This is a genomic window from Microbacterium sp. CCNWLW134 (assembly GCF_037083565.1).
GTDB lineage: Bacteria > Actinomycetota > Actinomycetes > Actinomycetales > Microbacteriaceae > Microbacterium.
This window is the reverse complement of record NZ_JBAOJU010000001.1, coordinates 1,757,195-1,770,322: the sequence shown is the minus strand read 5'-3', so window position 1 is coordinate 1,770,322 and position 13,128 is coordinate 1,757,195. Positions and strand designations below refer to the sequence as shown.

The following is a 13,128-nucleotide window of genomic DNA, read 5'->3' as shown; positions in this document are numbered from 1 at the left end:
TTCTTGTCATCCTGACTCTAAGGTGGTCTCATCTTATTGTCATTGCGACCTGAAGGCAAATGCGACGCCCTGCGGCTCCGCTTCGGTGATGTCACAGGCGAGCGCCGTACGCTGGTGGCTCCCTGCCGAAGGATGGCCGTGCTGCTCGTCGATCTCTTCCTCATCGCCCTGCTGGTGGTGGCGCTCGTCGTCGGGCTTCAGCGTGGTCTCGTGGCAAGCCTCGGGACCCTTCTCGGGCTCGCCGCCGGGGGCGTCGCGGCCTGGTGGCTGGCCCCCGTCATCAACGACGCGTGGCCCTGGCAGGAGTGGCGTCCGCTCGTGGTCATCGCCGCGTCATTCCTCCTCCTCGTGCTCGGCGGCACGATCGGCGGGGTCCTCGGGGGCATGGTTCGTCGCGGTGTGGATCGGGTGAAGCTGCGGGTCATCGACCGGCTCCTCGGCGGCGTGGTGAGCGTCGTCGTCGCCGCGCTCGCGCTCTCGCTCGTCGGCCAGAGCGTGGCGAACACCGGAGCGCCGGTCCTCGGACCGGCGGTGGCGTCGTCGCGCGTCATGACGATCATCAACGGGGTGATCCCGGCGCCCGTCTCCCAGGCACTGGGTGAGTGGCGCAGCTTCGTCACCGACGACGGGCTGCCGCGCCTCGGCGGCCTTCTCACGCCGGAGGTCACGCCCGGCACGGCGACGCCGATCCAGCTGGACGATCCCGAACTCGAGCTTGCGGCGGCATCCGTTCTCCGCGTGTCGGGAACCGCCTTCGCCTGCGGCACGAGCTCGACGGGATCGGGCTTCGTCGTCGCTCCCGACCGTGTGGTCACCAACGCCCACGTCGTGGCCGGCGTCGACACCCCCGTCGTGCAGCCCAACGGGGGCACGGCCCTCGAGGGGCGCGTGGTGTACTTCGACCCGATCGACGACCTCGCCGTCATCGCCGTCGACGGCCTCGGGGTCGCCCCGCTCGGTCTCAGCGATCCCCTCACGGCGGGAAGCGCCGCACAGGTGCAGGGCTATCCGCTCGGAGGGCCCTTCGATGCGAAACCGGCCGAGGTGCTGTCGGTGGGCACGGTGCCGGTTCCCGACATCTACGACGACACCGCCAATCCGCGGGAGATCTATCAGCTCTTCGCCGAGGTGCGACCCGGCAACTCGGGCGGGCCGCTCCTGACCGGAGACGGGGAGGTGGCCGGCGTCGTCTTCGCGCGGGCCGACGGCGACGACACGCGGGGGTTCGCGATGACCAATGCCGAACTCGAACCCGTCGCCGCCGGGGCCTCGGGACTGAACGACCGGGTCTCGACCGGGGACTGCCTGGGCTGACGCGCCGATCGGCGGGGTCTGGGCCCTCGCCCCTCGCGCCGCTATGCTGGCCCCACCGGCCCCGCCGGGAGACAACTTCATACCGGCCCATGACACGGACGGGAGAGCTTCGGCGCCGACGGCGCCGAACACCGAAGGAGCAAGCCTCCCCGCCAATCTCTCAGGTACCGCGTACCGTCCGTGCCGGCCGACTCTGAAAAAGGATGCCGCCGCTTTCTGCGTCATCCGCCGACGGTGAAAGCCCGGGTACGCCCCGGCGCGAAACTCTCAGGTCCATGACAGAGGGGGAGTTCTTCGGCACGGATGACCGTGTCGACCCGATCCGACCGGGAGAACTCCATGGACGACACAGCACGGCAGAGCCCGCTGCACGATCGACACGCCCAGCTGGGCGCGTCGTTCACCGATTTCGGGGGCTGGCTGATGCCGGTCCGCTACACCTCCGACCTCGCCGAACATCACGCCGTGCGCACCGCCGCGGGGCTCTTCGACATCTCGCACATGGCGGAGATCTGGGTGCAGGACGGCGACGCCGCGGGCTTCCTCGACGTCGCGCTCGCCGGCCGGATGTCCACCATGGCGATCGGGAAGGCCAAGTACTCGCTCGTCCTGGCCGAGGACGGCGGCATCATCGACGACGTCATCGTCTACCGCACCGGTGAGCAGCACTTCCTCGTCGTGGCGAACGCCGGGAACCGGGACGCTGTGGCCGGGGCGCTCGCGGACCGCGCGGGCGCCTGGCGTGCCGGGGAGGACGCCCGGATGCGCCCGGTCGACGGTGGCGACTTCGGATACGTCGTCGGTGGTTCAGTGCCCCGGATCGAGGACGTCACCGACCAGACGGCTCTCGTGGCCGTCCAGGGGCCTCGCGCCGAAGAGATCCTCCGCGCCGCGCAGGGGGTCGATGTCGAGGGCCTCGACGATCTCGGCTACTACGCCTGGCGGCAGGGCGAGTTCGACGGCGCGCCGCTCTTCGTCGCCCGCACGGGGTACACCGGCGAAGACGGGTTCGAGCTGATGGTCCCCGTCGCCGCAGCGGGCGGACTGTGGGACGCGCTCCTCGCAGCCGGCGCACCGCTCGGCCTCGTGCCCGCCGGACTCGCCGCGCGTGACACGCTGCGCCTGGAGGCGGGCATGCCGCTGTACGGCCACGAGCTCGGTCGCGGCGTCCGCCCCGCCCAGGCCGGACTCGGACGCGCGGTCGCGGCGGACAAGGCCGACTTCGTGGGGAAGGGCGCTGTCGTCGATGAGAACGCACCCGTGCTCGTCGGGCTCGTGTCGGAGGGCCGCCGCGCGGGCCGCGCGGGCTACGGCGTCTTCGCCGGCGACGCGCGCGTCGGCGAGATCACCAGCGGCGCTCTCAGCCCGACCCTCGGGCACCCCATCGCCATGGCGTACGTCTCGCCCGCGGCATCCGCTCCCGGCACCGAACTGACCATCGATGTGCGGGGCACCCGCATTCCCGCCACTGTGACCGCCCTGCCGTTCTACCGGAGGAAGAAATGACCGACACCAGCGCCCTGAAGTACACCGCCGAACACGAGTGGATCGCCCTCGACGGCGATGTCGCCACCGTCGGCATCACCGACTACGCCGCCGACAAGCTCGGCGACGTCGTGTTCGTCGACCTCCCCGTCGTCGACTCCGGCGTGAGCGCCGGTCAGGTCTGCGGCGAGATCGAATCGACCAAGTCGGTCGGCGAGCTCTACGCCCCCGTCGCGGGCGACGTCGTCGCCGTCAACGACGCGGTCGTCGACGACCCCTCGCTGGTGAACTCCTCGCCGTACGAGGACGGGTGGCTGCTGAAGCTGCGGGTCGACCCCGCCGCGGTCGAGGGTCTTCTCGACCGGGCCGCCTACGAGGCCCTCACGGGGGGCGAGTGATGGCGCGGACCTTCGCCGAACGGCACATCGGCACCGATGCGGCGGCCGAAGCGGTCATGCTCGACACGCTCGGCTACGACAGCGTCGACGCTCTGCTCACCGCCGCCGTGCCGGCATCCATCCGGGCCGCGGCGCGTGCGTCGTCGTCGATCCCCGCCGCGGCCAGTGAGACCGAGGCGCTCGCCGAGCTGCGTGCGCTGGCGTCGCAGAACAGGGTCGCCCGGCCCATGATCGGGCTCGGCTACTACGACACGATCACTCCGTCGGTGATCGCCCGGAACGTGCTCGAGAACCCGTCCTGGTACACCGCCTACACGCCGTACCAGCCCGAGATCTCCCAGGGGCGCCTCGAGGCGCTCATCAACTTCCAGACGATGGTCTCCGACCTCACCGGTCTCGCGATCGCGAACGGGTCGATGCTCGACGAGTCGACCTCGGTGGTCGAGGGGATGCTGCTGGCCCGGCGGGCATCCAAGAGCGCCGCGAACGTCTTCGCCGTCGACGCCGACGCACTGCCGCAGACTCGCGCGCTGCTCCACGCCCGCGCCTCGGCTGTCGGGATCGAGATCGTCGAGCGTGACTTCGCCCGTGGGGAGACCCTGCCCGACGGCGCCTTCGGCGTTCTGCTGCAGTATCCCGGTGCGAGCGGACGCGTCTGGGATCCTTCGGGGGTCATCGACGCCGTCCACGTCGGCGGGGGACTCGCCGTCGTCGCCGCGGATCTCCTCGCCCTGACGCTCCTGGCCTCGCCCGGCTCGCTCGGCGCCGACATCGCCGTCGGGACGACGCAGCGCTTCGGTGTGCCCCTCGGGTTCGGCGGCCCCCACGCGGGCTACATGGCAGTGCGCCAGGGTCTCGAGCGTCAGCTGCCGGGGCGCCTCGTCGGCGTGTCGCAGGATGCCGCCGGTCACCCGGCGTACCGCCTGTCGCTGCAGACCCGTGAGCAGCACATCCGCCGCGAGAAGGCGACGTCGAACATCTGCACCGCCCAGGTGCTCCTGGCCGTCATGGCCTCGATGTACGCCGTGTACCACGGCGCCGACGGGCTGCGTGCGATCGCCACCGAGGTGGCGCAGAAGACCGAGGCACTCGCCGGACGGCTGCGCTCGTACGGGCTGAACCTCGTGTCGGACTCCTTCTTCGACACGCTCCGGGTCGTGACGCCGGGCCCCGCGGAGCGGGTGATCGAGCGCGCACGTTCGAAGGGGTATCAGCTGTTCTGGGCGGATGACGCCACCGTGGGCGTCTCGGTGGACGAGACCACCACCCCCGCCGATCTCGCGGCCGTCGCATGGGCGTTCGGACTGCCGGACGCGGAGCCCGACGGGGCGCGCGACGTCGCCCTCGACGGGGTGGAGGGGCTCCGCGGTGTGCCGGATGCGCTCCGTCGCGAGGACGCCTACCTGCAGCATCCGGTCTTCTCCCAGCACCGGAGCGAGACGGCGATGATGCGCTACCTGCATCAGCTCGCCGACCGCGACTACGCCCTGGACCGCGGCATGATCCCGCTCGGCTCGTGCACGATGAAGCTCAACGCCGCCACCGAGATGGCGGCGGTGTCATGGCCCGAGTTCGCCCGCGTGCACCCGTTCGCCCCGGCAGACGACGTGCACGGGTACGCGGCGCTCATCGAGCAGCTGGAGAGCTGGCTGGCCGAGCTCACCGGGTACGACGCGGTCTCGCTGCAGCCGAACGCCGGGTCGCAGGGTGAGCTCGCGGGGCTGTTGGCGATCCGCGGATGGCATCGCGCGAACGGCGATGAACGACGCGTGGTGTGCCTCATCCCGTCGTCCGCGCACGGCACGAACGCCGCCTCGGCGGTGCTCGCCGGCATGCGGGTGGTCGTCGTGGCGTGCGACGAGGCCGGGAACGTCGACCTCGACGACCTGCGCGCCAAGGTCGCCGCGCACGCCGACGAGCTCGCGGCGCTCATGATCACCTACCCGTCGACGCACGGAGTGTACGAGCACGACGTGCTGGAGATCACCCAGGCCGTGCACGACGCCGGTGGCCAGGTATACATCGACGGTGCGAATCTCAACGCACTCCTCGGCTACGCGCGCTTCGGCGACCTCGGGGGCGATGTGTCGCACCTGAACCTGCACAAGACGTTCGCGATCCCGCACGGCGGGGGCGGCCCGGGCGTCGGGCCGGTGGCGGCGAAGGCGCACCTCGCGCCCTACCTGCCGTCGCACCCGTTCTCGCAGTGGGCCGATCACGCCGGCGGCTTCCGGTTCGAAGGAGGTGCGGTGTCGGCGGCGCCGCACGGATCGGCGGGGATCCTGCCGATCTCGTGGGCCTACATCCGGATGATGGGGGAGCAGGGCCTCACGCGGGCGACGGCGTCGGCGGTGCTCGCCGCGAACTACATCGCGGCGCGCCTGCGCGATCACTTCCCGGTGCTCTACACCGGGGAGGGCGGACTCGTCGCGCACGAGTGCATCCTCGATCTCCGCCCGCTCCGCGAGGCGACCGGTGTGACCGTGGACGACGTGGCCAAGCGTCTGATCGACTACGGCTTCCATGCCCCGACGATGTCGTTCCCTGTCGCGGGGACCCTCATGGTCGAGCCCACCGAGTCGGAGGATCTCGCCGAGATCGACCGGTTCATCGACGCGATGATCGCCATCCGTGCCGAGGCGGCGCGCGTCGCCGACGGCGGATGGCCCGCCGACGACAATCCGCTGGTGAACGCCCCGCACACCGCCGAGGCGATCGTCGACGCCGAGTGGCGGCATCCTTACTCGCGTGAGGAAGCGGTGTATCCGGTGCGCGCGCTGGTGCGCACGAAGTACTGGCCGCCGGTGCGCCGCATCGACCAGGCCTACGGCGACCGCAACCTCACCTGCGCCTGCCCGCCCATCGAGGCGTTCGCCTAGCCTCGCGCTGCCGCGCGCTCCTTCGAAACCGACCTCGGCCGTCGAAACCCATCACGCCGAGGTCGGTTTCGACGGTCGAGGTAGGTCTCGGCATTCAGCGCCGAGGACGAAGCGCCCACATCGTGGCCAAGGCTGCCTCGTTCCGTCGCGTCACGGGCCGCAGGCCCGCGGCGTGCAGCTTCTGGTTGAGTGGCTCGACGAGGTGTGCGTCGTCCCAATCCCATCGCGCCATGTCAGAGAGGGAACGTCGTAGGCGCTCTTCGCGCTTCTTCTCGCGCAGAAGAGCCGCCCGCGCGAGTGCAGGATCTGTGGGGTACTTCCCGTATCCGTCGGACTCGCCGGCCACATTCCAGCGTCGCCAGAAGAAGTCGCACCGGTCGACTGACCCTTCGAACGCGAAGGTGACCTGGAGTTCGGGTGGCTCGTATCCGAGCCACCCGATCACCGCTCTGCTGACGCTTTCGCCGGGCGACTCCGCAACCGGTGTGGCGTTCTCCGCCACCCACGCCAGTCGCCGCTTGCCGCGCGTGGTGTGCTGGCGGTCGGCTACCGCGTCGAAGTCGACGGCTCTGCCTTCGGACTCCAGGCGTCGAAGCGCCGCGTCGGCGACGGCCAGCCCGTACGCCGGGGGGAGAGTGCGGGCGAGATCGACGGCGGTGTCGGCGAGGGATGTCGCCGCCACGCCCGCCGACGCCGTGATGCCACGATGACCGCAGCCCGCATGCACGATCACGTCGCCGAACCGACGAGCATGGCCCACCGGATCGAGCAGGTGTATGAATTGTGGTTCGCCGAATACCGGAAGTCCCAGAAGCGCCGCGGCCGATTCGTGGCTGAAGACGACGCCACCGAGTTTCACAGCCGCAGCGTGAACGCGCGCGAGGTAGCGGTGCCAGGGCGGCAGTGCGCGCCACTCGGAGCGTTCGGCGTAGATGCCGTGCCTCACCCGTATGAGGGACGGATCGGAGCTGGGCCGCCGACCCATCGCCTCGCTCTCCCGGGAGGTCAGCAGGGTGAGGGGACTGGGGTGGATGAGAGACATCGCCCCACCCTCGCGACGAACAGATCCGCGGGGCGCGCGAGAGCCGGGGATGTGGATGACTCGTCGCGACCGCAGCCCTGTGGAGGAGCGGTTGCTCGTGGCCTCGACGCACCGAAACCGAACCACGGCGTCGAAACCGACTTCGCCGTGGTCGGTTTCGACAGCGGAGATCGGTTTGGGCGAATGAGGGGGTGGGGCGGTGGTCGCCGCGGGGGCCGAGCGGGTCAGAGGGTGGGGGAGGGAGACGGGGTGGGGGGAACGGTGGGGGTGGGGGTCGGGGAGGGGATGGGGGCGAAGACGCCGGGGAAGAAGGCGACGGCGAGCGGGTAGCCGACGAACGCGACGATGTCGATGAGGGTGTGCGTGATCACCAGCGGCATCACGCGTCCCCAGCGGCGATAGCACCAGCCGAAGACGACGCCCATGACGAAGTTGCCGATGATCGCGCCGACACCCTGATACGCGTGATAGGCCGCGCGGAGGCCCGCGGTGGTGAGGATGATCGCCCACCACGACCATCCGACGCGCCGCAGGCGGTCGAAAAGGTAGCCGAGGAAGATGACCTCCTCGGTGAGGCCGGCCCGGAGGGCGGCGAGGAGCAGAAGCGGCACCGTGTACCACGCGGCATCCAGCGGCGAGGCGACAACGGCCACCGTCACCCCGAGAGAACGACCGAGGACGTAGAGGCCGAGGCCGGGGACGCCGATGACGAGGCCGAGCAGCACCGCGCGACCCAGGTCGCCGCCGAAGCGACGGAAGTCGAGGCCGATCTTGGCGAAGGCGCTCTTCCCCGGTTCCCACAGCAGGTAGATGACCAGGGCGACGAGGGCCAGGGAGAAGAAGATGTCGAGCAGCTGATAGACGAGGTCCCAGATGGCCGCGGCGTCGCGCGAGGGATTCAACTGCGTCTGCTGGTCGGAGATCCGTCGGTCCTCCTCGAGGGCGCGGATGATCGACCGGACGAAGGACAGGATGCTGTAGACCGCGCTCTGACCGACCGTAATGGCCAGCACGATGCCGATCTCCCACCACGTCCGGGCCCGGGAGAACCCCGTGGGATTCCTCACATCGTGCGGGGGCATCACGGCGGCCATCTTGTCAGATTGTCACACCCCGGTCGCTCTGAGTTAAGGCTCTGTAACGTTTTGGGCCACCCTTTTGACCATCCGCAGAGGGCGTGCTTAGGGTTTCGGTATCCGCGCGGCGTAAGGTCCAGGCCTTTCGCATGCGCACAACCCTGCACAGGAGGAACAGTGAGAATGAAGCGCTTCTCGATCGCGGTGGGACTCACCGCGGTCGGCGCACTCGTGATCTCGGGCTGCGCCCCGGGCGGCGGCGGCGATGCCGGCGACGACTCGGGTCTGGTCGAAGGATCGTCCATCACCGCGGCGTGGAACCAGGCGTTCTACTCGATGAACGGCAACACGTCGTTCGGAAACGCCACGGCCAACAACAACATCAACTACCTGGTGTTGGACGGCTTCAACTACTACAACAACACGCCCGAGCTCATCGAGAACACCTCGTTCGGCACCTACGAGCTCGTCAGCGAAGACCCGCTGACGGTCACCTTCACGGTCAACGAGGGCGTCAACTGGTCCGACGGCACCCCGATCGACGCCGCTGACCTCATGCTCAACTGGGCCGCCCTCTCGCGCGCGCTGGACACCCCGGACTTCGACCCGGCCGAGTTCACCGACCCCGAGACCGGTGAGTTCACCGACGCCTTCCCCACCGACGTCGTCTACTTCGACTCCGGCGCCACGCCTGAGTCGGGCATGGGCCTCGTCAGCGAGACCCCCGAGGTCGGCGAAGACGGTCGCTCGATCACCATGACCTTCGATCAGCCCTTCGTGGACTGGGAGCTCGTCTTCACCTCGCCGCTTCCTGCGCACGTCATCGCCAAGAACGCCCTCGGTCTCGAGGACAACGAGGAGGCCAAGCAGGCCGTCCTCGACGCGATCGAGTCCAACGACGCCGCCGCGCTCGCGCCGATGGCCTCGTTCTGGAACTCGGGCTTCAACTTCACCTCGATGCCCGACGACCCCGAGCTGGTCACCGCCAGCGGCCCGTACATGATCAGCGACTTCGTCGCCGACGAGTACATCACCCTGACGGCCAACCCCGAGTACTCCGGTGACAACACCGCGAACATCGAGGAGATCACCGTCCGCTTCATCCCCGACCCGCTCGCAGCGGTTCAGGCGCTGGAGAACGGCGAGGTGGACATCATCCAGCCGCAGGCGACCGCCGACATCACCACGGCGCTCGAGGGCATCGACGGCATCACCGTGAACACCGGTCTCGGTGGCACGTACGAGCACGTCGACCTGCAGTTCGACCAGGGTCGCAACCCGGAGAACATCTTCTCCAACCCCCAGGTGCGTGAGGCCTTCATGAAGACCATCCCGCGCCAGGAGATCGTCGACACCCTCATCAAGCCGATCATCGGCGACGACGCGATCCTCCGTGACTCGCAGCTCTTCGTCCCCGGTGCCGCGGGCTACGACGAGGCCGCCTCGACCAACACGTCGGCGGAGTACGCCGAGGTCGACATCGAGGGTGCCCGCCAGCTCCTGGAGGAGTCGGGTGTCACCAACACCGAGGTCTGCATCCTGTACGCCTCGAACAACCCGCGTCGTGTCAACGAGTTCGCGCTCATCCAGCAGTCGGCCAACGAGGCCGGCTTCAACGTCACCGACTGTGGCTCCGAGGACTGGGGCGGCCTGCTGGGCACCCCCGGCGCCTACGACGCCTCGCTGTTCGGATGGCAGTCGACGAGCCTGGGTGTCACCAACTCGCTGCCGACCTTCGTCACCGGTGGTATCAACAACCTCAACTTCTACTCGAACGAGCGCGTTGACGAGATCATCGCCGAGCTGAACACCACCTTCGATGAGGAGACCCAGATCGAGCTCCAGGTCGAGATGGACCGTCTGCTGTGGGAGGACTTCTACGGCGTGACGATCTACCAGTTCCCCGAGGTCACTGCTTTCAGCGACCGCGTGACGAACATCGACCCGTCGATCCTCGCGCCGACCATCTTCTGGAACGCGTGGGACTGGGAAGTCACGGACGCCGGCTCGGAGGAGTAAGCGAGACCACGGTTTGACTCGGGCGCCAGCCCGAGACCCGCACCAAGGTCGGGGGGTGCAGATTCCCTCGGGAATCTGCACCCCTCCCGCTTGTTAGACTTCTCCCCGCGGCAGCCGCGCGCTCGAGCTGCATCCCCCGCTCGCGCGCGCGCCGTGCCGACTCATCGATAGGCAGGCAGCCTCACCATGGCTTCATTCATCATCCGGCGGTTGATCGCATCGATCTTCGTGCTCTTCGCCGCCACCTTCTTGATGTACATCCTGGTCTCGCTCTCGGGTGACCCCCTCGAAGAGCTCAGACAGTCCAACGCTCCGAACAAAGCGGAGCTCATGGAAGCCCGCACGCGGCTTCTGAACCTGGATGTCCCCGCACCGCTTCGCTACTTCCTGTGGCTCGGCGGACTCTTCCGCGGAGACCTCGGCATCAGCATCCAGAACCAGTCGGTCAACGCCCTCCTCTCCAACGCACTGACGTCGACGCTGACGCTGGTGACGACGGCGACGGTCGTGGCGATCGTGCTGGGAATCACGGTCGGCATCATCTCGGCGCTTCGCCAGTACACCGGCTTCGACTACACGGTCACGCTCATCGCGTTCCTCTTCTTCTCCCTCCCGATCTTCTGGGTCGCGGTGCTGCTCAAGCAGTACGGTGCGATCCAGCTGAACTCGTGGCTGGCCGATCCCACGATCGCGATACCGGCGATCGTGGTGATCTCGCTCATCGCCGGTGTGCTGTGGATGTCGCTGATCGGCGGCCACTGGAAGCGCCGTCTCATCGTGTTCGGCGCGGCGACCCTCGCCACTGCGGGCGTCCTCGCCTACCTGTCGGCCACCCAGTGGTTCGCCGATCCGAGCATCGGCATCGTCGTCTACGCGGCGCTCGTCATCGGCATCGCCTTCGGCATCACCGCCGTCTCCACGGGACTGCGCAACCGCAAGGCGCTGTACGCGGCACTGGCCGTCGCGGTGCTCGGCATCGCGCTGTACTTCCCGATGATGAACTACATCCTCAACGGCATGACGCTGGGCTTCTTCGTCCTGCTGATCGTCCTGACGATCGTGGTGACCGGCGCCATCGGGTGGTTCTTCGGCGCTCCCGACCGCGGCCCGGTCATCCGCACCGCCATCCTCGTCGGCATCTTCGCCGCCGGTCTCATCGCCCTCGACAAGTACATGTCGTACTGGGAGGCCTACGCCAACTCCAGCCGCATCCGGGGCCGGCCGATCGCGACCGTGGGGGCACAGACCCCCGGGCTCGGGGGGAACTTCTGGGTGCAGGGCATCGACCTCTACACCCACCTGCTCCTCCCGACGATCGCGATCATCCTGATCTCGTTCGCCTCGTACACCCGGTACTCCCGAGCGAGCCTCCTCGAGGTGATGAATCAGGATTACATCCGCACCGCGCGGTCGAAGGGCCTCACCGAGCGCACGGTGGTCGTCCGCCACGCCTTCCGCAACGCCCTCATCCCGATCACCACGATCATCGCCTTCGACGTCGGAGCGGTGGTCGGCGGCGCGGTGGTGACGGAGACGATCTTCGGCTGGACCGGGATGGGGCGTCTGTTCGTCGATGCGCTCCGTGTCTCGGATCCCAATCCGATCATGGCGTTCTTCGTCGTCACCGGGACGCTCGCCGTGTTGTTCAACCTCATCGCGGACCTCGTCTACGCCGCGCTCGACCCGAGAATCAAGGTGGGCTGATGAGCACCGTCACACAAGGACCCGACAACCGCGAGGCCGAGGCCACCGCGGAGATCTCCATCGAGCAGCGCGAGACCGAGGGCCTCAGCCAGGGCCAGATCGTCCGGCGCCGGTTCTTCCGGCACCGCGCGGCCGTCACCTCGATGATCGTGCTGGTCTTCATCGTTGTCCTGGCGTTCACCTCGGTTGGCATCGACCTTTGGGGCATCCGCATCCCGGGCTGGTGGCAGTACGACTGGCGGGAGATCCCACCGGTCGAGAATCGCGGTGCGCCAACTCTCAGTCTCATCCCGGAGTTCCTCGGCGGAGCCGGCATCGCGTTCGGCAATCACCCGTTCGGGCAGGACGAGGTCGGCCGCGACACCTTCGCGGTCGTCATGCGCGGTGCGCAGCAGTCGATCATGGTCATGGTCATCGCCGGTGTCGTAGCGACGATCATCGGCGTGGTCATCGGCGCCCTCGCCGGGTACTACCGCAAGTGGGCCGACTCGGTGCTCATGCGCTTCACCGACATCATCATCACCATTCCGCTCATCGTCATCGGCGCGGTGCTCGGAAACGCGCTCGGCAACCTCGGGGCGGCTGTCCTCGGCGTCGTCATCGGTCTGTTCGCCTGGACGACCCTGGCGCGTCTCGTGCGCGGGGAGTTCCTGACCCTTCGCGAGCGCGAGTTCGTCGATGCCGCCCGGGTGTCGGGTGCGCGCGACAGAAGGATCATCTTCCGCCACATCCTCCCCAACGCCGTCGGCGTCATCGTCGTCAACGCGACTCTGCTCATGGCCGGTGCCATCCTGCTGGAGTCGGCGCTGAGCTTCCTCGGCTTCGGCGTCGTGTCACCCGACACCTCGCTCGGCAAGATCGTCTCCGACAACCAGGCGGCGTTCTCCACCCGTCCGTGGCTGTTCTGGTGGCCCGGCATCTTCATCATCGCGATCGCCCTGTGCGTGAACTTCATCGGCGACGGTCTGCGCGACGCGTTCGACCCCCGCCAGAAGAAGATGCCGAGCGAGCGGGCCATGGCCCGGGCCGCGCGCGCGAAGGGACCGGCGGCGCCGATCCTCGACCGTGTCGACCCGCAGGGGCCCGCCTCGGTCACGGTCGCGGGCGAAGCGGTGTACACCGGCGACGTCGAGAACTATCACGATCCCCGCCCCGAAGAGCCCGGCGATGCCGGTCACGGCCGGTTCGATCCGGAGCGCTGAGATGGCGCT

The 13,128-nt window shown here is 68.6% G+C and carries 9 protein-coding genes and 2 riboswitches; of the genes, 7 read left to right on the top strand and 2 right to left on the bottom strand.

Going from position 1 to position 13,128, the window contains the following annotated elements:
• The first annotated feature begins 132 nt into the window (after positions 1-132).
• From V6S02_RS08405 to gcvP, 4 genes are all read left to right on the top strand, one after another.
• Positions 133-1,314 carry a MarP family serine protease gene (locus tag V6S02_RS08405; protein WP_336400493.1) on the top strand — a complete coding sequence of 394 codons (1,182 nt, stop codon included), beginning with the start codon at positions 133-135 and terminating at the stop codon, positions 1,312-1,314.
• 89 nt (positions 1,315-1,403) lie between these two features.
• Positions 1,404-1,501: riboswitch (glycine riboswitch) on the top strand.
• A gap of 1 nt (position 1,502) precedes the next feature.
• Positions 1,503-1,603, top strand: a riboswitch (glycine riboswitch).
• Positions 1,604-1,653: 50 nt separating this feature from the next.
• The gene (locus V6S02_RS08400) at positions 1,654-2,820 is read left to right on the top strand and encodes a glycine cleavage system aminomethyltransferase GcvT (protein WP_336400492.1); all 1,167 of its coding nucleotides are present in this window, start codon (positions 1,654-1,656) and stop codon (positions 2,818-2,820) included.
• Positions 2,817-3,197: a glycine cleavage system protein GcvH gene (gene gcvH / locus V6S02_RS08395; RefSeq protein WP_124293568.1), complete on the top strand. Its 381-nt coding sequence runs from the start codon at positions 2,817-2,819 to the stop codon at positions 3,195-3,197. The genes V6S02_RS08400 and gcvH overlap by 4 nt, the downstream gene beginning before the upstream one ends.
• Positions 3,197-6,076: an aminomethyl-transferring glycine dehydrogenase gene (gcvP, locus tag V6S02_RS08390; RefSeq protein ID WP_336400491.1), complete on the top strand. Its 2,880-nt coding sequence runs from the start codon at positions 3,197-3,199 to the stop codon at positions 6,074-6,076. The genes gcvH and gcvP overlap by 1 nt, the downstream gene beginning before the upstream one ends.
• A 94-nt stretch (positions 6,077-6,170) precedes the next feature.
• On the opposite strand, the gene V6S02_RS08385 is transcribed toward gcvP, so the two are convergent.
• Both V6S02_RS08385 and V6S02_RS08380 read right to left on the bottom strand, forming a co-directional pair.
• The gene (locus V6S02_RS08385; protein WP_336400490.1) at positions 6,171-7,118 is read right to left on the bottom strand and encodes a hypothetical protein; all 948 of its coding nucleotides are present in this window, start codon (positions 7,116-7,118) and stop codon (positions 6,171-6,173) included.
• Between the two features lie 224 nt (positions 7,119-7,342).
• Positions 7,343-8,200 (bottom strand): CPBP family intramembrane glutamic endopeptidase, encoded by an 858-nt coding sequence (locus V6S02_RS08380; protein ID WP_336400804.1) that lies wholly within the window; start codon positions 8,198-8,200, stop codon positions 7,343-7,345.
• 177 nt (positions 8,201-8,377) lie between these two features.
• On the opposite strand from V6S02_RS08380, the gene V6S02_RS08375 reads away from it, so the two are divergent.
• The 3 genes from V6S02_RS08375 to V6S02_RS08365 all read left to right on the top strand — a co-directional run bounded on the left by V6S02_RS08375 (position 8,378) and on the right by V6S02_RS08365 (position 13,119).
• Complete coding sequence (locus V6S02_RS08375; protein ID WP_336400489.1) at positions 8,378-10,213, top strand: ABC transporter family substrate-binding protein; 1,836 nt, start codon at positions 8,378-8,380, stop codon at positions 10,211-10,213.
• Positions 10,214-10,399: 186 nt separating this feature from the next.
• The gene (locus tag V6S02_RS08370) at positions 10,400-11,917 is read left to right on the top strand and encodes an ABC transporter permease (RefSeq protein WP_336400487.1); all 1,518 of its coding nucleotides are present in this window, start codon (positions 10,400-10,402) and stop codon (positions 11,915-11,917) included.
• Entirely contained in the window at positions 11,917-13,119 is a 1,203-nt protein-coding gene (locus V6S02_RS08365; RefSeq protein ID WP_336400486.1) for an ABC transporter permease, read from the top strand. Before V6S02_RS08370 ends, V6S02_RS08365 begins: the two co-directional genes overlap by 1 nt.
• Positions 13,120-13,128 lie beyond the last annotated feature (9 nt).

Bases quoted from the DNA above. Each gene is read 5' to 3' on its own strand.
- gcvH (WP_124293568.1), top strand. From the start codon at position 2,817: ATGACCGACACCAGCGCCCTGAAGTACACCGCCGAACACGAGTGGATC.
- V6S02_RS08385 (WP_336400490.1), bottom strand. From the start codon at position 7,118: ATGTCTCTCATCCACCCCAGTCCCCTCACCCTGCTGACCTCCCGGGAG.
- gcvP (WP_336400491.1), top strand. From the start codon at position 3,197: ATGGCGCGGACCTTCGCCGAACGGCACATCGGCACCGATGCGGCGGCC.
- V6S02_RS08365 (WP_336400486.1), top strand. From the start codon at position 11,917: ATGAGCACCGTCACACAAGGACCCGACAACCGCGAGGCCGAGGCCACC.
- V6S02_RS08380 (WP_336400804.1), bottom strand. From the start codon at position 8,200: ATGCCCCCGCACGATGTGAGGAATCCCACGGGGTTCTCCCGGGCCCGG.
- V6S02_RS08400 (WP_336400492.1), top strand. From the start codon at position 1,654: ATGGACGACACAGCACGGCAGAGCCCGCTGCACGATCGACACGCCCAG.
- V6S02_RS08405 (WP_336400493.1), top strand. From the start codon at position 133: ATGGCCGTGCTGCTCGTCGATCTCTTCCTCATCGCCCTGCTGGTGGTG.
- V6S02_RS08370 (WP_336400487.1), top strand. From the start codon at position 10,400: ATGGCTTCATTCATCATCCGGCGGTTGATCGCATCGATCTTCGTGCTC.
- V6S02_RS08375 (WP_336400489.1), top strand. From the start codon at position 8,378: ATGAAGCGCTTCTCGATCGCGGTGGGACTCACCGCGGTCGGCGCACTC.